This window comes from Kribbella sp. VKM Ac-2569 (assembly GCF_004216905.1).
Lineage (GTDB): Bacteria > Actinomycetota > Actinomycetes > Propionibacteriales > Kribbellaceae > Kribbella.
The window spans coordinates 89,926-112,129 of the sequence record NZ_SGXJ01000009.1; the positions used below are offsets into that span (position 1 = coordinate 89,926).

The 22,204-nt window shown below is 66.6% G+C and carries 18 protein-coding genes; 12 read left to right on the forward strand and 6 right to left on the reverse strand.

The annotated features are described in order from the left end of the window. The first annotated feature begins 15 nt into the window (after nt 1-15). The 3 genes from EV649_RS39565 to EV649_RS39575 are packed head-to-tail and all read left to right on the forward strand — an operon-like array spanning nt 16 to nt 3,207. Nucleotides 16-1,008 (forward strand): Gfo/Idh/MocA family oxidoreductase, encoded by a 993-nt coding sequence (locus EV649_RS39565; RefSeq protein WP_130388877.1) that lies wholly within the window; start codon nt 16-18, stop codon nt 1,006-1,008. Further along, entirely contained in the window at nt 1,008-1,769 is a 762-nt protein-coding gene (locus tag EV649_RS39570) for a sugar phosphate isomerase/epimerase (protein WP_241999267.1), read from the forward strand. The genes EV649_RS39565 and EV649_RS39570 overlap by 1 nt, the downstream gene beginning before the upstream one ends. A 34-nt stretch (nt 1,770-1,803) precedes the next feature. Next, nucleotides 1,804-3,207, forward strand: coding sequence for an extracellular solute-binding protein (locus tag EV649_RS39575; protein WP_130388878.1), 1,404 nt, complete (start codon nt 1,804-1,806; stop codon nt 3,205-3,207). An 84-nt stretch (nt 3,208-3,291) separates the two neighbouring features. Here EV649_RS39575 and EV649_RS39580 read toward each other — a convergent pair whose 3' ends face one another. Both EV649_RS39580 and EV649_RS39590 read right to left on the reverse strand, forming a co-directional pair. Next, nucleotides 3,292-3,504 carry a 2Fe-2S iron-sulfur cluster-binding protein gene (locus EV649_RS39580; protein ID WP_130388879.1) on the reverse strand — a complete coding sequence of 71 codons (213 nt, stop codon included), beginning with the start codon at nt 3,502-3,504 and terminating at the stop codon, nt 3,292-3,294. Between the two features lie 325 nt (nt 3,505-3,829). Further along, on the reverse strand, nt 3,830-4,300 hold the full coding sequence (locus tag EV649_RS39590) for a helix-turn-helix domain-containing protein (RefSeq protein ID WP_241999254.1): 471 nt from the start codon (nt 4,298-4,300) through the stop codon (nt 3,830-3,832). Nucleotides 4,301-4,407: 107 nt separating this feature from the next. Between EV649_RS39590 and EV649_RS39595 the strand changes: the two genes are divergently transcribed. Both EV649_RS39595 and EV649_RS39600 read left to right on the forward strand, forming a co-directional pair. Continuing rightward, nucleotides 4,408-5,226 (forward strand): oxidoreductase, encoded by an 819-nt coding sequence (locus tag EV649_RS39595; RefSeq protein ID WP_130388880.1) that lies wholly within the window; start codon nt 4,408-4,410, stop codon nt 5,224-5,226. A 98-nt stretch (nt 5,227-5,324) separates the two neighbouring features. Continuing rightward, complete coding sequence (locus tag EV649_RS39600) at nt 5,325-6,326, forward strand: DUF3533 domain-containing protein (RefSeq protein WP_130388881.1); 1,002 nt, start codon at nt 5,325-5,327, stop codon at nt 6,324-6,326. A gap of 6 nt (nt 6,327-6,332) precedes the next feature. On the opposite strand, the gene EV649_RS39605 is transcribed toward EV649_RS39600, so the two are convergent. The 3 genes from EV649_RS39605 to EV649_RS39615 form a co-directional block, all read right to left on the reverse strand. Beyond that, complete coding sequence (locus tag EV649_RS39605) at nt 6,333-7,700, reverse strand: MBL fold metallo-hydrolase (RefSeq protein ID WP_130388882.1); 1,368 nt, start codon at nt 7,698-7,700, stop codon at nt 6,333-6,335. Nucleotides 7,701-7,784: 84 nt separating this feature from the next. Further along, on the reverse strand, nt 7,785-10,457 hold the full coding sequence (locus EV649_RS39610; RefSeq protein WP_130388883.1) for a TIM barrel protein: 2,673 nt from the start codon (nt 10,455-10,457) through the stop codon (nt 7,785-7,787). Nucleotides 10,458-10,529: 72 nt separating this feature from the next. Then, entirely contained in the window at nt 10,530-11,432 is a 903-nt protein-coding gene (locus tag EV649_RS39615) for a ThuA domain-containing protein (protein ID WP_130388884.1), read from the reverse strand. A gap of 144 nt (nt 11,433-11,576) precedes the next feature. Between EV649_RS39615 and EV649_RS39620 the strand changes: the two genes are divergently transcribed. Then, the gene (locus EV649_RS39620) at nt 11,577-13,613 is read left to right on the forward strand and encodes a PQQ-binding-like beta-propeller repeat protein (RefSeq protein ID WP_198682952.1); all 2,037 of its coding nucleotides are present in this window, start codon (nt 11,577-11,579) and stop codon (nt 13,611-13,613) included. A gap of 26 nt (nt 13,614-13,639) precedes the next feature. Here the strand turns inward: EV649_RS39620 and EV649_RS39625 are convergent, their stop codons facing one another. Beyond that, nucleotides 13,640-14,401: an IclR family transcriptional regulator gene (locus tag EV649_RS39625; RefSeq protein ID WP_130388886.1), complete on the reverse strand. Its 762-nt coding sequence runs from the start codon at nt 14,399-14,401 to the stop codon at nt 13,640-13,642. Nucleotides 14,402-14,570: 169 nt separating this feature from the next. Here EV649_RS39625 and EV649_RS39630 point away from each other — a divergent pair, with 169 nt between their 5' ends. From EV649_RS39630 to EV649_RS39655, 6 genes are read left to right on the forward strand one after another with little or no spacing between them, the layout of a single operon-like run. Further along, the gene (locus EV649_RS39630; RefSeq protein WP_130388887.1) at nt 14,571-16,010 is read left to right on the forward strand and encodes an aldehyde dehydrogenase family protein; all 1,440 of its coding nucleotides are present in this window, start codon (nt 14,571-14,573) and stop codon (nt 16,008-16,010) included. Further along, complete coding sequence (locus EV649_RS39635; RefSeq protein ID WP_130388888.1) at nt 16,007-17,689, forward strand: thiamine pyrophosphate-binding protein; 1,683 nt, start codon at nt 16,007-16,009, stop codon at nt 17,687-17,689. Before EV649_RS39630 ends, EV649_RS39635 begins: the two co-directional genes overlap by 4 nt. Before the next feature lie 13 nt (nt 17,690-17,702). Further along, nucleotides 17,703-18,836: an ABC transporter substrate-binding protein gene (locus tag EV649_RS39640; protein ID WP_130388889.1), complete on the forward strand. Its 1,134-nt coding sequence runs from the start codon at nt 17,703-17,705 to the stop codon at nt 18,834-18,836. A 1-nt stretch (nt 18,837) separates the two neighbouring features. After that, nucleotides 18,838-19,707, forward strand: a complete 870-nt coding sequence (locus EV649_RS39645) for a branched-chain amino acid ABC transporter permease (RefSeq protein ID WP_130388890.1) — start codon at nt 18,838-18,840, stop codon at nt 19,705-19,707. Next, a complete protein-coding gene (locus EV649_RS39650; protein ID WP_130388891.1) occupies nt 19,704-21,506 on the forward strand; it encodes a branched-chain amino acid ABC transporter ATP-binding protein/permease in 1,803 nt (600 codons plus the stop codon). Before EV649_RS39645 ends, EV649_RS39650 begins: the two co-directional genes overlap by 4 nt. Further along, nucleotides 21,487-22,188 (forward strand): ABC transporter ATP-binding protein, encoded by a 702-nt coding sequence (locus EV649_RS39655; RefSeq protein ID WP_130388892.1) that lies wholly within the window; start codon nt 21,487-21,489, stop codon nt 22,186-22,188. Before EV649_RS39650 ends, EV649_RS39655 begins: the two co-directional genes overlap by 20 nt. The last annotated feature ends 16 nt before the right edge of the window (nt 22,189-22,204 follow it).

The following is a 22,204-nucleotide window of genomic DNA, read 5'->3' on the forward strand; positions in this document are numbered from 1 at the left end:
TGCACGGGAAGGCACATGACCGTTCACAAGATCGCCTTGGTAGGAGCGGGAAACATCTCCCGCACTCATCTCACCAGTTATGCACGGCACCCCGACCGGGTTCAGGTCGTCGCCGCCTGCGATCCCGTCGAAGAGCGGCGGGAGTGGGTGCGCGACACCTTCGGGGTCGAGCACACCTACGAGACCATCGGCCAGTTGATCGACGCAGGCGGCTGGGACGTCGCTGTCGTCTGTACGCCGAGCCACGTGCGCACGTCCGCCGTACTCGAGCTCGCGACAGCCGGGAAGCCCATCTTCGTGGAGAAGCCGCTCTCGTTCGACCTCGGCGACGCCCGTACGATCGTCGACGCCTGTGCGGCCACGGGTGCCCCGATCGCCGTCAACCAGAACTTCCGGGACAGTTACGCCTTCGGTCTCGGCCGTGAGCTCATCGAGCAGGGTGAGATCGGGGACGTACTCGCGATCTCGCAGCAGGAGCTGACCTTCCGGCAGGACAAGGGCTGGCGACTGGACCAGCAACGGCACGCGCTGTCCGTCATGGGCGTCCACTGGTTCGACGGATTCCGGCTGTTGCTGGGCCGGGAAGCGACCTGGTTGTCCGCACGCACCTTCTCGTCCCCTGCTGTCGACGCTGTCGGCGAGACGGACGCGAGTGTCCAGATCTTCTTCGGCGACACCCCGGTCACGTATGTTCAGAGCTTCTCCAGCCGCCTCGAACGCACCGAGACCGTCGTCATCGGTACGTCGGCCACACTGCAACTCGGGTACGCCGAAGCAGTCCTGCACCGCGATGGTGAGACCAAGACGATTCCCAACCCGCTCGTCGGCAGCGACCGCTCGGAAGCGATGTTCCTCGGACTCGACCGTCTGCTGATCGCCGTCGAGACCGGTACCGAACCCGCGAACAGCGGCCAGGACAACCTGCGCACCATCGCGCTTCTCGACGCCGCCTACCGGTCCGCCGACTCGGGCGCTCCCATCTCGTTGAAGGACGGTTTGCCGTGGTGATGATCGCATTCTCCAAGCCCACCCGTGGCGCCGAACAGCAACGACTGCTGTTCGACCGCTATCCCGAGTACGGATTCGCCGGCCTTCAGCTGAAGGGCGGCCAGTACGGCGACTACCTCGACGACCCGGTCGCCGGCGCCGACCGGTTCCGGCACGACTGGGGATCCGAACCGGGTCACGTCTCCTCGCTGATCACGATGAACCCGCTCGACGTTGCCGGCCGGCAACGGCTCCGCACGTTGTCCGCCTTCGCCGGTGCCGTCGGCGCACAGCGGGTCGTGATCTGCCACGACGTACCCCGGGAGGGATTGGACGACAGCGACCTGATCCGCTTCGCGGGTGAGCTGTCCGACCACGCCGAGGAGGCGGCCGAACACGGCGTCGCACTCTCATTGCACCACCACACCGGCGAGCCCGTGATGCATCGACGGGACTTCGACGTGTTCTTCGGTGCCGTCCGCGAGAACACCCTTCGACTCACAGTCGACACCGGGCACCTGCTGAGGTCCGGGGTCACCGACGTACCCGCTCTGCTGACGGACTTCGCCTCGGTGATCGACAACATCCATCTCAAGGACTACGCCGACGACGAGTTCCGCCTGCTCGGACAGGGATCGGTGGATCTGATCAGCGTCCTGGACGCCATCACCGCCCTCGGCCCCGACGTCACGCTCTGCGTCGACGAGGAGAGCCGCGCCGAGGTCCTCGAAGGCTTGCAGGTGTCGCGCGACTACCTCACCAAACACCTGTCGGCCGCCTGACCTGACAGTTCCATCGCGTGCGAAGGAGACAGCGATGACCACCGATCCACGTTCTCTGCCACCCGGCCTGTCCCGCCGGACCTTTCTCGGCGCAGGCGCTCTCACCGCTGCCGGACTCGGCCTGTTCGGTTGCGGCGGGCAATCAACCACGAAGAGCGGCGGGTCGGCCAACCTGCAGTTCATGTACTGGGGCTCGGCCAACGAGAAGGCCGCCATCGAGCAGATGATCCAGCAGTTCCAGAAATCGCACTCGGACATCAAGGTCCAGCCCGTGCACGTGCCGGGCGACTACGAGACCAAGGTCAACACTCTCGTTGCCAGCGGCAACCTGCCCGACGTCGCGTACATGACGGCGCCCACCGCGTACCGGCTGGCCGACCAGGGCAAGATCGCCAACATCTACCCACACATCGAGAAGTACGCCCAGCTCTCCGGCCGCAAGCCGCAGAACTTCTTCTGGTACGGCGACAAGAAGGTGGCCGGAACTCCGGCAGCCAGCGAGATCAGCCTGCTCTGGTACAACAAGGACCTCTTCACCGACCCGTCGACGGTTCCGCCGGCGACAGCTGACAAGGCCTGGGCCTGGGACCGCCTCGTCGAGGTGGCGACCTCACTCACCCTCGACCAGAACGGCAAGCGGCCGAGCGACTCCGGCTTCAAGCCCGACCGCATCCGCCAGTTCGGCATCTCGGCGCCGTTGACGACGCAGTGGACCTGGTACCCACTGATCCGCAGCAACGGCGGCGACGTCACGGACGAGACCGGCACCAAGTACACGCTCAACAGTCCCGAGTGCGTCAAGGTGTTCCAGGACCTGCAGGACCTGATCTACAAGCACAAAGTCGCCCCCAGCCCTGCTCAACTCGGCGGCGGCGCCGATGGCTCCAACGCGCCGACCACCACGGTCCAGCTGCAGACAAAGCGGGTCGCGATGGCGATCGACGGCCAGTGGACGCTGCTCGACATGGGCGAAAGCGACCTGAAGTACGGCATCGGGGTCCTGCCGTCGTACCAGGAACCGATCACCCAGGAGGCGGGCAGTTGCCGGGTCATGTCGGCCACCACCAAACATCCCGACCAGGCGATCGAGCTCTACGCCTACAGCGTCGACGGCGCCAACAGCGACCTCTTCAAGAAGGGCCTCTGGATGCCGGTCGAGACGAAGTACTACTCCGACGACGCGGCAATCGACTCCTGGATCAAGAACGACGTACACCCACCCGAGTACCGTACGGCGGCCGTCGACTACCGCCTCAACAACTCGGTCCGCGACTTCACCCAGGTCCTCAAGAACGTCCCTGCAATCCAAGAGGTCCTGACCCCCGCCATCGAGCAGATCGCCACCGGCAAATCCCCCGCCAAGACAGTCCTCGACAGCCTGCAAGCCAAGGTAGAACCCTTACTACAAGGCAGATACCCGATTCCGAACTCCATTTAACCGACCCCTCCAACACCCGCCGAGCCCTACACCGCGACACCGGCCTGACACGCAAGCAGCGAGGCCGTGTTCGACGGCGTGATTTCAGGTGTCGTAGTCGACGGTGGCCGACGGCGTGATGGGGTGGGCTTGGCACGTGAGCACGTAGCCGGCTTCCACAACGGCCGGCGGTAGGGCGAAGTTCTGTTCCATCGTGACCGACCCCAGCAGTACCTTCGCCCTGCAGGTGCCACAGGCTCCGCCGAGGCAGGCGTAGGGCGCCTCCAGTCCGGCCGCGGGCAGCCATGGCGCGTGCATGCTCGAGGGCCGTGACCGGCGCCGTCGCGGCGCTCACGTCGATACCGTGCCGGACCATCGACAGCGCTGCCTCGAGGTTCGACGAGCACGACCCGAGCGTCAGACCGCGGAGGTCGTCATCAGCACCGGCCTCTGGGATCCGTACGAGGATGTAGTCGAGCATGTCATCGGCGAGCGACGACACGTTCCCCAACAGTTCGGTGGCAGTGCGGCGCATCTCGAGCACTACCGATTCGGGAAGGTCTGCCGACTTACCCGCACTCTCACCCATGCCTGGAGACTATCGGCGCGTACGTCTGTCAGTCGCCTGCCGAGTTGCCGCCGGTCAGGCTTCGGCGGGTTCGGCGTAGATGGATTCGCGAGTCACCGGCTCGCCGCAGTCGTGGCAGAGCAGGTCGACTTGGAGCGGCTCGCCGCAGGAGTGTCGGCGGGTAAGGGCTGGGGTGTCCACCGCCCACTTGTCGCCCCACTGGGACAGCGCGAGCATGACCGGGAACAGTTCCCGGCCGGCCTCGGTGAAGTGGTACTCGTGGCGGGGTGGGTGTTCGCTGTACGGCCGGCGTTCGATGACGCCGGCAGCCTCCAGCTTGCGGAGTCGGTCGGCGAGGATGTCGCGGGACACCCCGGTGTAGCCGGCGATACGTGCGAAGCGGTGCACGCCGTAGCCGATCTCGCGCAGGGCCAGGAGCGACCACCGCTCGCCAAGGACTTCCAGAGCGCCTGCGAGTGAGCAGGGACGGACTTCCAAGGGTTGCTCGGCCATGCGGATGCCGGTGCGTGGCTGGGTATCGGTCACCATCTCACCCTAGTCAGGTGTGTTGCGATTTCCAACTCACTGGTCTACCGTTGCGGCCAGTCGGTAGGAAAACACAACACACCATTTCTTCTTGGATTCTGGAGTTCATGATGACGACAACTCGCCCGGTGGCACTCGTGACTGGTGCGTCCTCCGGCATCGGGAAGGAAGCCGCGCTCGCGCTGGTCACAGCGGGCTTCGACGTGGTGGGCACCAGCCGCGACACCTCGCGGGTCACCCCGCTGGACGGGGTGACGTTCCTCGACCTCGACGTGGCCAGTGACACCTCGGCCGCCGCCACCGTCCAGCAGGTGATCGAACGGTTCGGGCGTATCGACGTCCTCGTCAACAACGCCGGCATCGGCTCGATCGGTGCAGCCGAGGAAAGCTCCATCGCGCAGGCCCAAAGGGTCTTCGACATCAACGTCTTCGGAGTGATGCGCATGGTGAAGGAGGTCCTGCCCCACATGCGCGACCGGGGACGCGGGCGCATCATCAACCTCTCGTCCGTGCAAGGATTCATCCCCGCGCCCTACATGGCCGTGTACGGCGCCTCCAAACACGCGATCGAGGGCTACTCCCAGTCCCTGGACCACGAGGTCCGGGAGTACGGCATCCGGGCGCTGCTCGTCGAACCCGCCTACACCAGGACCGGATTCGAGGCCAACAGCACGCAGCCCGACATGCCGCTGCCGGTGTACGCACAGCAGCGGCAGACCTTCGGCCGCGTGATGGCGGCAGCGATCAAGGACGGCGACGACCCCGCCATCGTCGCCAAGGTGATCGTCGCGGCGGCGACGGACCCCAAACCGAAGCTGCGCTACACCGCCGGCACCTTGGCCGGACGCGCCAGCACATTGCGCCGCTTCGTTCCCGCCTGGGCCTTCGACAGTCAGATCCGCAAGCTCAACCAACTGGCCGGCTGACACCCGCCCTACCCGCCCGGAGCCAAGCTGACCTGAGAGAACCAGGTCGGACTGCCCGAGTAGCTGACGATCAGCAAGGCAACAGACCGGAGTAAGTCATGACTGGTGTTCACCCCTTCCGCGTACTTCGCGCCAGGCCCGTGTGGATCGCCAACGGCATCATCACGGGCGTACTCGCCCTGTTGTTCACCGTCTTCTACGTCGGCGCCAACATCGATCCTGTCGATCACCTGGAGAACCTGCCTGTCGGTCTGGTCAACGCAGACAACGGGGCTGCTGTCGGTGGCAAGCAGGTCAACCTGGGGGCGCAGATCACCGAGTCGATCAAGAAGTCCACCGCGAGTCGGGACAAGATCGACTGGAAGGAGATGGACCAGAGAGAGCTGAAGGAGCAACTCGGCGAGGGCAAGCTGTACGGCGCGCTCGTCGTACCCGGCAACTTCACCTCCTCGGTCACCGAATTGACCAGGACCGCATTGACCAGCACCGCGGCCATCGAGAACCCGGTTCGCCCGACGCTGACAGTGCTGACCAACCAGTCCGCCGGCAGCGTGGGCTCCAGCCTGGCTCGGGCGGCTTCGACGGCGGCGGCCGAGAGCGCCTCGCTCCAGGTAGGCAAGGATCTGACCACCCGGACCGGGCCCGGGCAAGCGAAGCTACCCGCCGCGGCCCGCCTGCTGCTGGCCGACCCGGCCGCCGTCACGGTCCAGGACGGGCATCCGCTCTACTCGGTGGCCGCCATAGCCGTCGCCGGAGTCGGTGCGCTCGCCCTCCTTGCTGTCTTCGGTACGCCCGGCATGTTGGTCGTCACGCTGGTCTTCATCGGGATGGCAGTGCCGACAGCCGGCGCCACCACGCCGCTCGAGGCGCTGCCCGGCTTCTATCGCTTCCTCGCGGAGTTCGAGCCGCTGCGGCAGATCACGGGTGGTATCCGCTCCATCCTCTACTACGACGCCCAGGGTGACGCCGGCCTGACCCGAGGCTGGGTGATGATGGCCGTCGCGCTCGTGGTGACCGCACTGTTCGGGTTCGGTGTGACGAGCTGGTACGACCACAAGAGGCTGCACCGCATCCCGGCCGAGAAGATGCTTCTCAACTAAGGGACTCTAGGGCAATGGCGCCCGGGTCTCTGCGTAGGGGAACTTGTCGAAGTGCCTGAGTTGGGCGAGTCTGCGCTGGTGGGTTGTCGTGTCCGGCCTCGATACGTCGAAGGCGATCGGCTTGAGGTAATCGGCGGGGTCGAGCGTCCACCGGATGTCCGGCCATTCACTTTCGGGGATTCCCATATTGCGAAGTTGCTGCAGGTAAATCGCGTAGTGCATCACCGCCTTCGTCTCCCCCACGTCCGACCCACCAGTGGTCTGGTGATTGGGGACGAAGATTCGCGCGCGCAGCGCCTGTTGATAGTCGATGAGGTCACGCAAGCCGTTGTTGAGGAAGTTTGCCGTCCCGACGGCCGCCGAGAAGAAATCCAGGGGCGCAAGCCTCTCCAGGATATCTGTGATGCGCTTTCCGTCGGCGGGAGTGCCGTCCGGCCATGCTGATCCCTTGCCCTCTCTGAGCGCGCCAATGGTGTCCTGCCAACCCAGAGAGAAATGTGAGCCAGTGCGCAGCGTGATGTTGTAGAAGATGGCCACAGGCCCGCCGGCACCTCCACCGGTGCGGAGGTTCATCTGTCCGCGAACTGGCGGGTCGGAAGGCCGGAGAGGGACACCAACCGGGAACAGGGCAGCATCACGGGGGTCAACCGGTAGGACACCATCCGGTGGAATAAGAGTGTTGCGCGGGTACGTCGGGTCGGGGGGTGTCGCGATCGAGTGCAGGTGGCGAAAAGCGACAACCTGGGCGAAGGGCTCAAGGAACTTGAGCCGCAGGACTTGCGTTCCAGGCACAGAACCCGCTGCGGTCACCGAAACCAGGTTGAGGCTCGCGTCACGCGGGAAGCGTGCGACCGGATCGTTCTGAATCACGGGGTCTTCGCCGATGCGCTCGAAGTCACTGCGCAGCACGCCACAGGTCTCCTCAGAAGCGTAGAGAGTTGCGCCGGTCTTTCCCGCGAGGTAGGCCGCATTTTCGGCATGGTCGGAGTGCCCGTGGCCGATCAACACTGCACTTGGCGCGACGTCGACGAGGTCCTTAATCACGAATGGGGTACGCCCCGGAGTTACCTCGAGGCGAGTGATGAACGTGTCAAGAAGGACCACTCGGCCGGCCACTGCGACGGCGAAGCTCGAATTGGTGATCCATGAAATGACGATCCGATCTGTAGGTAGCAGGCCGGTTCGGGAATCGACATTCTCGACGCCGAAGATCAGCCGGCGGGCGGCAATGGTTTCAGGTCGTCGGGCATTTGTTCTTTCGGCGGCAGTCAGGTGATCGGCGGCGAAGGCGTGCGCGGGCGTGGCGCTCGCGGCACCGATTGTCGCGGCGGCGCCGGCAACGGCGCCTGAGGTAATGACGGTTCGACGTTTCATCCAGCTGCTCCTTCGAATGATCGCGACTGCGCAACGTCGGACGCCCATAACGGTTCGCCGCAGACCGGGCGAGCCCCTGCGTCCCTACGCGGCGTCGATGTGGGGTTGGGCGGGGTCGAGGTGCTTGCGGGCGGCGGTGATGGCCAGGCGGGCGTGTTCCTTGGCGCCGAACTGGGCGACGCGCTCGGCGTGTGGGATCTCCAGCGCGTAAGGGATTCCGGGTGGGAGAACAGAAAGAATGGTGTGGACGCCGATGCCTCCTTCGCCGGGGAAGAGGCGTTCGAAGCGGGCCGTGTGGATGAGGCCTTCCTCGGTGGGCGGGATCTCCGCTGGGGCGTCGCAGACATGGGCGAAGTGGAACCACTCCGGGGGCAGGTCGCGGAGCTCGTCGACGCTTGAGTTGGAGCGGGCGAAATGCAGCAGGTCGACGAGGATGCCGGCGTTCGGCCGTGCCGCCGTACGCAGGACGCGAGTGGCTTCGGCGAGGTTCGGGGTTTCGGTCCAGGAGGGGAACTCGAGGTCGATGGTGAGGCCGAGTGGTCTGGCCAAGTCGCACAGTTCGGCAAAGCGGTCCGACTTGCGAGCGAAGTCCCCGTCGGGCAGCTGGGTGATCACGTGGCGCGCGCCGAGTTCGGCGCCGGCCTCGAGGAACCGGAGGTAGTCGCGCGGATTGCCGTCCGGGCCGATCCTGGCCAGCTCGACGTCGAGTACGTCGACACCTGTCGCAGCGAGCCGGCTCTTCGTCGCTCGCATCAGCGCTGGATCCGTGGCCAGCGGGTAGTGCGGTTCCTGCGGCGTCACCCGGGTCATTCGTAGCCCGACGTACCGGTAGCCCGCTTCCGCGGCCGCCTCGACCAACTCGGGCGGTGAGAGGCTGAGCGCCGTCAGATGCGCCAGTGAGTAGTTCTGGCTGGTGGGTAGCGTTACCCGTCGGCTACGCCGATGGGCGGCCATGCAGACTGCGGCGCTGTTCGACCCGCCGTAACCCTCGTACGAGCCGATGCGCTGCACAACCTCGAAGAAGAGGTGTCCACCGACGATCTCGGTGGAGAAGTGCAGGTACTCGCCGTGCTCGTCGCGGTCGTACAGGATCGAGTGTTCACGCATCGACGCCAGCAGCCCGGACGGCAGCCCGAGGCGGGCGTCGAGATCGTCGTAGTAGTTGTCCGGGATCGTCAGCAGCTGAGCTCCACGCTCACGCATCGCCCGCGCCGCCCCCACCGCATCATCGGTGCTGAAGGCAACGTGTTGGGGACTCGGCACCGCCGGCCCCCAATCGCCGCGGCGCAGGGGCGCGGTGTTCAAGTTGATCCGGACCTGGTGATCAGGATCGGTAGCCGTACGTCGGTGGATCAGACCGAACGGCGCCGGCAGTTCCGAGATCTGGTCCGACTGCATGCCGAGAACACAGCGATAGAACAGTACGGCGTGATCGAAGTCGTCGACCGATTCGGTGAACGACACGTGGTCGGTCGTACTCACGGGTCCATCAGGCGACGACGCCCCTGTCGGCAGGAAGTCGTCGAGCCAATCGTTGCGGCAGAAGAAGACCGCCGTACCGTCGGGTGCTCCGACAGAGCAGAGATCCGCCTCATCCGCGCGACGCGTCCGAGGCAGGGCAGGTGCCAGCAAGCGTTCCGCCCGCCGTGCGGACAGCTGTGGATCCGCACTGTTCACCGCCAGCGCGCAGATCGACGCCGTCGCCGGATGCAGGGCACGATCCGGAGCGAAGTTCAGAAGGATCCGCGCGCTCCCCTGCTGCCAGAGCTGTACGGGCTTCGACCGATGCTGCCCGACGTGTACGAACCCAAGAGTCGCGAGAGCATGTCCCAGCTCAGGTCCCGAGATCTCGTCGACGGCCAGCTCGGTGAATGCCTGACCACCGAGCCGCGGCGCCGGAGGCAGGAGCGGCGGCGATTCCAACGCGAGCAACGCTCGCATGGCATCGATCGCCGTGTATCGCGGGTCGCCCTGCCGGTAGACATCATTCGACACCTCGAGCGACAGCGGCCCGGCGTACCCGGTCGCCAACACCTGCTCGAGGAAGCCGGACAGGTCGAACGCACCCTGCCCGGGGAACAGCCGGTGATGCCGACTCCACTGTGCCGCATCCATTCCGGGCCGCGCCGCATCGGCCAATTGGACATGGAAGATCTTCGATCCGGGTATGTCGCTCAGCCCGCCGACCTCTTCATTCCCCGCTAACTCGTGGAAACTGTCCAAACACAGGCCCAGCGCGGGATGGTCCGCCGCTCGCACGATTCGCCAGGCGTGCGCGGTCGTCGTCACGTGGCGTCCCCAGGCCTGAGCCTCGTAGGCGATGCGCAGCCCACGGCGCTCGGCATCAGAGGCCAGCTCCCCAAGCTGTTCGGCAGCCAGCGAATCGTCATCCACAACGTCCGACGACTCCGCTGAACAGACCAGGAGGGTCGCGGCCCCGAGCTGTTCCATCAGGTCGAACTTCCTCGCTGCTCGGCGCAGGTTCGCCGCGAACATGTCAGGCGGCACGGCCTCGAAGTCCCGGAACGGCTGGTAGACATCGATCCTCAGACCGAGGGCCGCACACTCGTCCCGTACTCGGTGCGGCGACCACGGCGACATGATCAGGTCGTCTTCACAGATCTCGACCCCGGTGAACCCTGCCGCGGCGGCGGCACGGAGCTTGTCCTCCAGGGTGCCGGACAGACAGGAGGTGGCGATCACCGGGCGAGGACCTGTGTCCAACGGCGCGGCGGTCTGACGTTCAGCTGTGAGCACTCGTATCGCACCTCACTAATGAACGAACTAGTTCATTAGTTATACGCCGACCGGCACCTGCTTGCCAACGGGTCAGCGGCAGAACGGCGCCATCCCGAGGGCCGACCGGATCCCACCAAGCAGGTGCTGGGTGAAGAACTGGTCGCCCTCCAGCGGCTCGTCCGTCCAGGCCTTCACGTCATGTCCGAGCGTGGTCACCCACGCCTTGCCGCCGTCGTAGTACTGGCACCAACTGACCGGGTGTTTCTCACCGTGCCCTGGATGCCCGAGGCTGCCGCGGACACCTTGCGCCAGCGTCTTCTCATCGACCTCGAGCAACACGCGAACACGGGTCGGAGCCGGCACGAGGTTGTACCACTCGTCGCTGAAGTTCCACCGCTTCGGCAGTCCTTGGGTGGAAACGTCGCGATTGTTCACGGTTTCGACGACACCGGGCTGATGGGCGCTGTGATCGTAGAAGTTGGCGTTGCCGAGCAAGCCTTCGTACCACGGCCAGTTGTACTCGGTGCCGAACGCGTTGTGCACGCCGACGAAGGCACCGCCGGCCCGGACGTACTGGCGAAGCGCCGTTTGCGCCGCGTCGTCGAGGGTGTCGCGGGTCGTACTGAGGAACATCACCGCGTTGTACGACAGCAGCCGACCGGCCGACGACAACTGCGCGACATCCTCGGTGTAGTCGACGGCGAACCCGTTCTCCGCCCCCAGTTTCACGATCGCCTTCACCGCCACGTTGTTGTCGTTCAACGGAGGGTTGAGCCCCGGCGCGAGCAGCGTACCGAGATGGGCGTGCCGTGGTCCCGCCGTACGGGAGTAAACGAGCAGCCGGTAGCCGTTGGCCGGGTCGAAGTTTCCCCAGTCGTGGTAGCACCGGGCGTCCGTGCCACGGCAGACGCCGTAGTCGGGATCGCCCAGGTTCTGTGCGCCCGGAGGGGAGAGGACCAGGCCGACGAGAAGGGTGACGAGAGCGAAGCGCATGGCGACTCCTAGGTCCGTAGAGCGGTTCGACAGGACCGGATAGCGGTTTGACCGTAGCCGTTGACCCTGAGCACGACAAGACCTAGGGTGCGTCCATTCACCGGTTCCATAAGTCCGCCTGGCGGACCGATGAAGGGATCGCTCATGCTCCGTCGCAGGGACCTGCTCAAAGCCGCCGCCCTTGTCCCCGTCCTCACCCAAGCAGACACCGCGGAGGCTACGAAGCCACCGCAGCCCGAGTTGCCCGGCCGGAACTTCCCCAAGGTCGGCGGCAATCTGGGCAACCAGAACTACAGCACCTTGGCCCGCCTCCACCGCGGCAACATCAACCGCCTGAAAGGGGCCTGGGTCAACAACATCGAGGGTGGTGCGATGGCGGGCAACAGCCAGAGCACCGCCGTGGCAGTCGACGGCGTTCTCTACATCGAGTCCGCGCTGGGCAACGTCATCGCGGTGGACGGCCGCACCGGCGCCACGAAGTGGAAGTACCTGCAGACGCGCGGACCACTCACCCGGCGCGGCGTCGCGATCGGCGCGGGAAAGGTCTTCACGTGCGCGAACGGGAACTGGCTCATCGCGCTGGACCAGCACACCGGTCAGGTCGTCTGGGAACGGCAGCACAACGACTACGGCAACCTCGAGAAGGTCGCGATCGTCTATCACGACGGCCGGCTCCACTGCGGCACCAACGACGGTCCACGCGGTGCGGCGCTCTGCTTCGACGCCGAGACCGGCGATCCGCTCTGGCACTTCTGGGGTACGGCAGCTCCCGGCGAACTCGGCGGCGACACCTGGGAGGGAGAGTCCGCGTTGACCGGGGGCGCGACACCGTGGATGCACTGCGCGATCGACGCGGACCTCGGGCTGGCCTACTGGACATTCGGCAACGCCCGTGGCAGTCAGTCATCCCAGGACGGCTCGCAACGCGGTGGCCAGAACCTGTTCGCCAACTCCATCGTCGCGCTCGACCTGAAAACCGGCGAATACCGCTGGCACTTCCAGTCGATCCACCACGACATCTGGGACATGGATAACGTGATGGCGCCGGTCCTGGTCGACACACCGCACCACAAGCTGGTCGTCTACGGCAGCAAGACCGGCATGTACTACCTCCTCGACCGACGCGACGGCTCGGCGCCACTCGGCATCGACGAGCGCCCCGTCCCGCAGGAGCCACGGCAGAAGACCTGGCCGACCCAGCCGTTCCCTCGCCAGGGTGGCTGGACCGAACAGAAACCGGTGCTCCAGCCGTTGGGCACCGAGATCCCCGGCAACCCGAACCGCGCCGTACCGAACTTCGAGGTCGGCCGGATCTACACCCCGCACTGGGACGAACCGATCCTCACCATCCCAGGTCACGGCGGGGGCGCCGACTGGAACCATCAGTCGTACAGTCACCGCAGCGGACTCGTCTACACAGGATTCGGCTATGTCGCCGCAGCCCATTCGCTGACCGAGGCGTCCAACGGCCTCCGTCCGCCGGGCGAGTACATGACCGGCGGCATCGTCGCGGTCGATCCGCGCACCAACCGGGTCCGCTGGAAGAAGCGGATGCCGTACTCACTTGCTCATGGCAACGGTATCCTCACCACCGCCTCCGACCTGCTGTTCATCGGCCGGCCGGACGGCAACCTGCTCTGCCTGGACGCGCAGAACGGTCACGAGCTCTGGCGCTGGCAGACCGGCGCCGCGGTGAGCAGCAGCCCGATCGCCTACGAGGTAGACGGGGAGCAGTACATCGCCGTCTACGCGGGCGGCACGGGCATTCCGTACGGCAACTCGGCCCCACGCGGAGACCATCTGTGGGCGTTCAAACTCAGCGGCGACCAGCCTCCGGCCGCCACGCCGCCGCCACCGGTGATTCGACGTCCGGTGTCCGGCAGCCCCGTCGAAGGCAGCACCGTGAACAACACCGTCTTACTGGGCCGCGTCATGGGCCAGAGCGTCGAATCGGACGCAGTGAACGCCGTGACCCCCACCCACCTCCGGGTGCCTGTCGGTACGACGGTCACCTTCGTCAACCCGGCTGACAACGCCAAGGTCCATCGCGCGACACAGTTCTTCGAGGGACTCTTCGACATCGCCCTCGAACCCGGCGAGTCGTACCAGTACACCTTCACCAAGCAGGGCGAGTACTTCTTCAACGACGGCCGCCCGGCCGGGAAGGTCGAGGTCTACTAGGTCCTGTCTGGATCACCAGACAGGACCTAGCTCAACGGGTGATCGAACCCGCGCTCGGTCATCCGCTTGACCGCCTCGCGCAGGTCCGCGACGAACCCGTCGATCTTGTCATCGGTGAAGCGGACACTCGGTCCGCTCAGAGTGAGCGCCGCGATGATCGTCCCGGCGCCACTCGTCACCGGCAACGCAACCGCCGAAGTCCCTCGCTCCCGCTCGCCGTGACTGATGGCGTAGCCGTCCCGCTCGGCCTCGGCCACCCACTCGCGCAGAGTGTCCACATGCCCTTTGCCGTACGGCGAACTCGCGGCGACCCTGGACAGCACAGCCGCCGGCGCGTCGCGGAGCAGGATCTTGGCCGACGCACCGCCCCACAACGGCAACTCGTCCCCGACCCGGACCACGTGCCGCAAGGACTGCGGGCTCTCCTGCTGCGCGATGCAGACGCGATGGATGCCCTTGGCAACATAGAGGTTGACCGTCTCGCGCTGCCGGGAGGCCAGCTCGCGCATCAGCTGCAGCGTCTCCGGCGGCAGCTCCCACGCCGACCTCGCCAGGTGCGCCCAGCGCCACAGCGCAGGCCCTGCGGTGTAGCCGTTGGCGGTCGCCCACAGCAACCCCATCTGCTCCAGCGTCTGCAGCAGCCGCAGGGCCGTGGTCTTGGCCAGCCCGGTCTCCTCGACCACCTCGCGAACGGTGAGAGTACGGCGCCCCTCGGTCAGCAGGGACAAGATGTCGAAGGCCCTCTGCACGCTCCGCACGCCGGTCTCCGCGCTGTTGTTCGCAGGCACTCTTCCTCACTTGCCGCCGCCGGGAATCTCGTGCCTCGCACGCTACCACCGGGGGTCCACTCAGCGGATCTTCTGACCCACTTCATGGACTCTTGTCAGACTCGCTTATGAACCATACGGTTAGTTCATTCAGCACACGGGCCGCCGGACCGCCAACGGACGGAGTGAGATGGACCGAATCTACGAAGCTGGATCCCTGGTGGCCGGCAACTGGGTGACCGACGGCTCTGCGAGAGAGCGATCCGGTCCCTACGTACGCCGCACCGTCAGCCGCGCTCGAACAGCCCAACCCGATGACATCGCGGCTGCGCTCGCCTACGCACGGAAATCAGCCGCGTCGATCGCCCGACTGGCTCCGGCGACGCGGGCCGAAATCCTCGAACGCGCGGCTGCTCAGGTCACCGCGCGGCGTGACGAGTTCGCGCACCTGCTGGCCGTCGAGCTGGGCAAACCGCTCAAGGACGGTCGCGGCGAAATGCTCCGGGTGGCCGACACCCTGTCCGTCGCGGCCGCGGAAGCCCGTGCGATCGGTGGAGAGACGTTGCCGGTCGCGGGCTGGGCGCGCGGAGTAGGCAACACCGCCTTCACCCATCGCGCCCCGGCCGGCCCGGTGCTGGCGATCACGCCGTTCAACGCGCCCGCCAACTTGCTCGCCCACAAGCTGGCCGCGAGCTTCGCGGCCGGCAACACCACGATCGTCAAGCCTCCCCCGCAGGCGCCGGCTGTCTCGACCGAACTGGTGAAGCTGCTGCTCGAGGCAGGGATGCCCATCGAGGCAGTGCAGGTGCTGCACGGCGGCGGCGAAGTCGGGGCGGCCTTGTGCGCAGGACCTGAGATCGCGGTGGTGAGCTTCACCGGCAGCGCTGCCGCCGGCGCCGCGGTCGCCCGCGCGGCCGGGCCTAAGCGCACGCTGCTGGAGCTCGGTGGCAATGCGGCGACCATTGTGTGTGAGGACGCCGATATCGAGCAGGCCGCGACCATCTGCGCCCGGACCGGCTACAGCAACTCGGGTCAGAGCTGCATCTCCGTGCAACGCGTCTACGTCCAACGCGCACGCTTCGACGAGTTCGTCGACATCTTCACCACCCAGGTCAAGGCGTTGGTGGTGGGCGATCCGCTCAACGAGGACACCGATGTCGGCTCGATGGTCGACGACGACGCGGCTGAACGGGTCGTCCGCTGGAGCGCCGAGTCGGGCGGCACGGTCACGATCGGCGGCAGTCGGGACGGCGCCGTCTGCGCGCCGACTGTCGTCGCCGCACCGACCCCCCACGCGACACTCGTGCAGGAGGAGGTGTTCGGCGCGTGCGTCGCCGTACTCCCCTACGACACGTTCGAGGACGTCGTCGCGACCTGCAATGAGAGCCGCTACGGCCTCCAGGCCGGCTTGTTCACGTACGACGTACGCCGCGTCGTCACCGCCTGGCGCGAACTGGAGGTCGGCGGCCTCGTGGTGAACGGCTCGTCGAACTTCCGCCTCGACCATGTGCCGTTCGGCGGGGTCAAGGATTCCGGGATCGGCCGGGAGTCGCCGCGCTGGCTGATCGAGGACTTCACCGTGACCAAGACCTTGCTGCTGCGCGGGATGTCGATCTGGGGGGACCGATGAGTACAGCTGCCGAGGCGCTTGTCGCGCAGCTCCAGGACCATGGCGTCGAGGTTGTCTTCGGCACCTGCGGTCACACCAACATCGCCGTCCTGGACGCCCTCGGCCGGAGCCCGATCCACTTCGTGATCGCACGGCACGAGCAGGCCGCTGCGCACGCGGCCGACGGTTACGCGCGCGCCTCGGGCAAGCCCGGAGTCGTACTCGTGCACGTCGGGCCGGGACTGACGAACGCGGCCACCGGAGTGATGACGGCCGCTTTGGATTCCGTGCCGCTCGTGGTCATCTCCGGCGACATCCCGTCGTACTACCGGGGACGGCATCCGCATCAGGAGATCAACCTCCACGCCGATGGGGACCAGTCGGCGGTCTTCCGGCCGTTCGCCAAGCGGGTCTGGGATGTCCAGCACACCGAGGAGCTCGGCCGCGCGGTCGAACGCGCCTTCTGGACGGCCACGACCGGGCGGCCAGGGGCAGTCCTGGTCAACGTGCCGATGGATGTGTTCAGCAGGCCGGCGGCGCCGTACCCGAAGCCGAGCCACGCGGAACGTCCGGACCTGCCGACGAACACCGCCGAGCGGATCGCCGCAGAACTGGCCGGCGCCGAGCAGCCGTTGATCTACGTCGGCGGCGGGTTGCGCGAGTCGCAGGACGTGCTGATCGGGCTGGCCGAGCATCTCGACATCCCGATCGCGCATTCGCTGATGGCCAAGGGCACCGTCCCGGACAGCCATCCACTGGTGCTGGGAATGACCGGGTTCTGGGGTCTGGACCTGACCAACGACTACGCGCGCACCGCGGATGTTGTACTTGCCGTCGCCACTCGCTTCGCCGAGACCGACGCCAGTTCGTGGGATCCGCGCTACACCTGGGACTTCGGCGACAGCACGTTGATCCAGATCGACATCGATCCGGCCGAGCTCGGCCGCAGCTACCCGGTCGCCATCGGGGCGGTCGCCGACGCAGGCCTGGCGATCCGTGCCATCGGCGAAGCCGTCAAGTCGCATCCCGCGGTGGAGCGGCACGAGTTGCGCGAGACGATCCGCGCGACTCGTACGGCATCCTTCGTGCGCGACTCGAGTGACGCCTTCCCGCTGAGACCCCAACGGATTCTGACCGATCTGCGCGCCGCGCTGCCGTCCGACGCGGTACTGGTCACTGACGTCGGCTGGAACAAGAACGGCGTCGCGCAGTGCTACCAGCTGCCTGACGAGGGCCGCTTCATCACTCCCGGCGGCGCGTCGACGATGGGTTTCGGGCCGGCCGCCGCGGTCGGCGTCCAGCTGGCCCAGCCAGACCGAACCGTCGTCGCCCTGATCGGGGACGGCGGGATGAGCGCGCAGTTGCCTGCTCTGCCGATGGCTGTCGAGCAGGGCGCGCCGGTGATCTTCGTCGTGATGAACAACCAGTCGCACGGAACCATCTCCGACCTGCAGTCCTCGTTCTTCGGTCGCAGCTACGGCTGCGATTTCGCCGCCACTCCCGACTTCGCGGCGCTCGGGACCGCCTGCGGAGCCGACGGGTACGCCGTCACCGCACCGGACGAACTGGCCGTCGCCCTGGGCCAGGCCGTCGCGAACCGTAGGCCGGCGGTCGTCGACGTGCCGATGGTCAACGAGCCGGTCCCCACTCCGGGCCACTGGAACATCAAAGACATTTACCAAGGCGTGTTCCACGCCTGAGAAGAGGTGAACCGTGAAGCTCACGATCGTTGCCGTCACGCTGGTGGCATTGACCGCCTGCGCCCCTCCCGGGGAGGACTCCGGGTCGGGGCAGAAAACCGAAGGACCCATCAAGGTCGCCAACATCAACGCCCAGAGCGGGCAGCTCAGCTCGCTCGGCAAGTGGGAGAACAAGGGCGTCAAGCTGGCCGTCGACGAGGCCAACAAGGCCGGCGGTGTCAACGGCCGCCAGGTCCAGCTCGACCTGTTCGACGACCAGGGCGACCCGACCGTCGGCACCAACCTGGCTCGCAAGATCTCGGCGGACGGGTACGTCGCGATGCTGGGCACGGCGGAGAGCGCGGTGACACTGGCGATGGCCCCGATCCTCAAGACCGCCAAGATCCCGAACATCACCTCTGGCCAATCGCCGAAGCTGGCCGACCTGAAGAGCCCGTTCCTGTTCCTCAACGCGCCGACCAGCGTCACCTTCGACGAGACGCTCGCCAAGTACCTGGTCGACGAGAAGGCGTCCAAGAAGATCGCGCTGATCAGCAACAACGGCGCCTACGGCAGCGGCGAGCACGACGCCTTCCTGAAGTCACTCAAGCAGCGCAACGTGACACCGGTCGCCGACGAGGTGGTCACCCCTGAGCAGAAGGACTTCAACTCCAACCTGGCCAAGATCCGCCAGCAGAACCCCGAGGTGCTGTTCATCGGCGCCGAGGAGGTCCAGTCCGGGCTGATCGCCAAGCAGGCCCGTGAACTCGGCCTGAAGGCGGTCTTCGCCGGCGGCGCGCCGATGGGCACAGACGTCTACGCAACCACCGCGGGCCTGGCGAACGCGGAGGGTTCTGTGGTCAGCTCGCCGTACCTCAGCAACGAGGCGAGCCCCGCGATCAAGGAGTTCGCCGCCAAGTACAAGGCGGTGTACGGCGAGGAGGCACGGCTGCACGTCGCCAAGGCGTACGACGGCGCGTCGATCATGATCGAAGCACTCAAGCAAACAGGCGGTGAGGGCGGACAGAAGCTGGCCGACGCGATTCGCGGCGTCAAACGTGACGGTCTGCTCGGTCAGTACAACTACGACGAGTCCGGCGTCGGCATCCACGAGACGAAGATCGGCCTGGTCAAGGAAGGCAAGGCCGTGCCGGCGGCCGCGAGCTGACGTGCAGGTCTTCCTCCAGACGCTGATCGGCGGCATCACGTTCGGAGCGGTGTACGCGCTGGTCGCGATGGGCTTCTCGATCGTCTATCGCACCATGGGCCTGGTCAACTTCGCCCACGGCAGCGTGGTGATGATCGGCGCGTACGCCGCCTCGACCTTCTACATGGCCACCCGGCTGCCGTTCGCGGTGGCCATGGTGGTCGCCATCGTGGTGACCGGCCTGATCGGACTCGTCATCGAACGGTTCCTGCGTCCACTGGAGAACAAGGACTTCACGCTGATGCTGATCGGTACGATCGGCTTCGGAGCGGTCCTGGAAGCGCTGGCGATCCTGATCTGGGGCGCGACCGGCCACGCGGTACCGAACCCGGTCGCGACCGAGCCGATCAACCTCGGCGGTGTGCGCATTCCGACGTACAGCCTGCTGGTGATCGGGGTCGCCGCGGTGGCCACAACCATGCTGGCGCTGTTCCTGCGACGGACCAAACTCGGGGCGGCCATGCAGGCGGTGGCAATGGACCACGAGGCCGCCACCGCGTGTGGAATCCACGTCGGCCGGAGCAACGCCCTGTCGTTCGGAATCGGCGCCGGCCTGGCCGCGGTGGCCGGAAGCCTGATCGGCCCGATGCTCTACGTCAATCCGACCATGGGAGGCACCCTCGGCATCAAGGGCTTCGCCGCCGCCATGCTGGGCGGTTTCGGCAGCATGCCCGGTGCGATCGTCGGCGGGATGGCCTTCGGGCTCCTGGATGCCTTTGCCGCGGGCAACTTCCAGGCGTACTCCGAACTGGTCACGTTCGTGGTCTTCGCGCTGGCCGTGATGATCCGGCCGACCGGGATCTTCGGGGAGGCCACGGTGAACCGCGCGTGAGGAGACGGTTGCTGTACCTCGCACCGGCCGCGGTCGCGGCGTGGCTCCTCCCCTACGGCCTCGGCGGCTACACCATGCACGTGGTCGACGTGGCGGTCATCTTCGCCGTCCTGGCCATCGGTCTCGGCCTGACGATGGGCGTGGCCGGACAGATCAACCTGGCCCAGGTCGCCTTCTTCGGTATCGGCGCCTACACAGTCGCCATCCTCACCACCAAGACCGGACTCGGCTTCTGGCCCGCCGCCGTACTCGCCGTCGTCGCCTCGATCGTCGCCGGCCTGCTGGTCGGCATCCCGGCGCTGCGGATGCAGTCGCACTACCTGGGGATCGTCACGCTCGGGCTCGCGCTGGGCTTCATCAACTGGGTCACGAACGCCGAGATCGCCGGTCGCGCCGAAGGCATCAGCGACATCCCTGTGCCGCCGCTGTTCGGCATCGACCTGTCCAGCGGCTACCTGTACTACTACCTCGAGCTGGTCGTCTTCGTCCTCGCGCTGGCGTTCGCCCTGTTCGTCACCCGCTCGCCACTCGGGCGCAGACTCCGCGCGATGCGTGACGACGACCTGGCCGCCGGTGCACTCGGCGCCGAGATTCCGTTGCTGCGGATGACGGCCTTCGTGCTCTCCGGTCTGTACGGCGGGATCGCCGGCGTGCTGTACGCCGGGCTGATCCAGTTCGTCGCGCCCGAGACGTTCAACATCGGCAACATGTTCCTGCTGCTCGCGATGGTGATCATCGGCGGTCGCGCCAGTGTCATCGGCTGTGTGGTCGGCGCCCTCGGCCTGGCCTTCGTCCGGGAAGCCTTGCTGGACGTGTCGGCCTTCGCCCAACTCGGCTACGGCGTCATCGTCGTACTCGTCGTGGTCTTCTTCCCCAAAGGCCTGGCCGGCCTGCCGGCGCAGGTGTTCCGTCGCAAGCGCGCCGAACGGCCTCGCTTGTCGCCGTTCATCCCGTACGACGAAGCACCCGCCGTCGAAGCGCAGACCGTGCTCGAGATCGACCAGATCACCAAGCGGTTCAAGGGACTCATCGCACTGCAGGACATCTCGTTGTCCGTGCCGGCCGGACAGATCCGCGGCATCGTGGGACCCAACGGCTCGGGCAAGACCACGCTGTTCAACGTGATCAGCGGGTTCTACACGCCGACCGCGGGACGAGTCCGGCTGGCTGGGACATTCGTCACCGGCGCGGCGCCGTACCGGCTGTCGCTGAAAGGGGTCGCGCGAACATTCCAGAACCTGCGGCTGTTCGAGGACCTGACGGTCCGGGACAACATCCTGGTTGCGGCCGACCGCACCCGGACCTCGTGGATCTGGCGGTATCTGGCGCTGCCGTGGACGGTGTCGACGTACGACCGCGGCCTGCGTTCGAGGGCGGACGACGTACTCGGGCGGTTCGGGCTGACCGGCTTCGCCGACGTTGTGCCGCGGTCGTTGCCGTACGGGATCCAGCGCCGGATCGAGATCGCCCGGGCAATGGCGATGCGGCCGTCGCTCCTGCTGCTCGACGAACCGGCCGCGGGACTCAATGGCGACGAGGTGCGCCAACTCGCCGAGATCGTCCGGTCCATCCGCGACTCCGGCGTCACGGTGGTGGTGATCGAACACAACATGGGCCTGGTGATGTCGCTGTGCGATCACGTCACCGTGCTGTCCGGCGGCCGGGTCATCGCCGACGGCACACCCGACGAGGTGGCCGTCGATCCACGCGTGGTCGAGGCCTACCTCGGCGACTCGATGGCCGCGCCGACCGAGGACGACACGGACAGGGAGGCCGAGCATGAGCACGCTGACCGTTGACGGCTTGTCGGTCCACTACGGCGGTGTCCGCGCCGTGCACAACGTGACCTTCGCCGTCGAAGCGGGCCAATCGCTCGGCATCATCGGCGCCAATGGGGCCGGCAAGACGTCCACCTTGAAGGCGATCATGGGTCTCGCGCCGCGCGACGCGAGTGCGATCCGCTTCGGTGACGACGACCTGCTGCGCGCCGCGCCGCATACTCTGGTCCGGCGGGGCATCGGCTACGTACCCGAAGGCCGGCACGTCTTCTCCGGGTTGCCGGTCGAGAAGAATCTTCTGCTCGGCGCCTACAGCCGAAGCTGGAAGAACACCGCGATCGCCGAGGTCTACGACCTCTTCCCTGTCCTCGCCGATATGCGTCATCGGCTGGCGGGGACGTTGTCCGGCGGCCAGCAGCAGATGCTCGCCGTCGGCCGCGCATTGATGTGCCGGCCCAAGGTCATGCTGCTGGACGAACCGTCGATGGGCCTGTCCCCCATCCTGGTCGCCGAGATCGCCGCCGTCCTCACCCGACTCAACGCGGACGGCCTCGCCATCGTCCTGGTCGAACAGAACGCCAAGCTCACCTTCGAAGTCACCACCACCTGCCTCGTCATGGAGAACGGTGAGATCGCCACCACCGGCACCTCCCACGACCTCCGGCACGACCCCCAAGTGAGGCGCATCTACCTGGGCCTCTGACCTCCTTTCCGTGCCG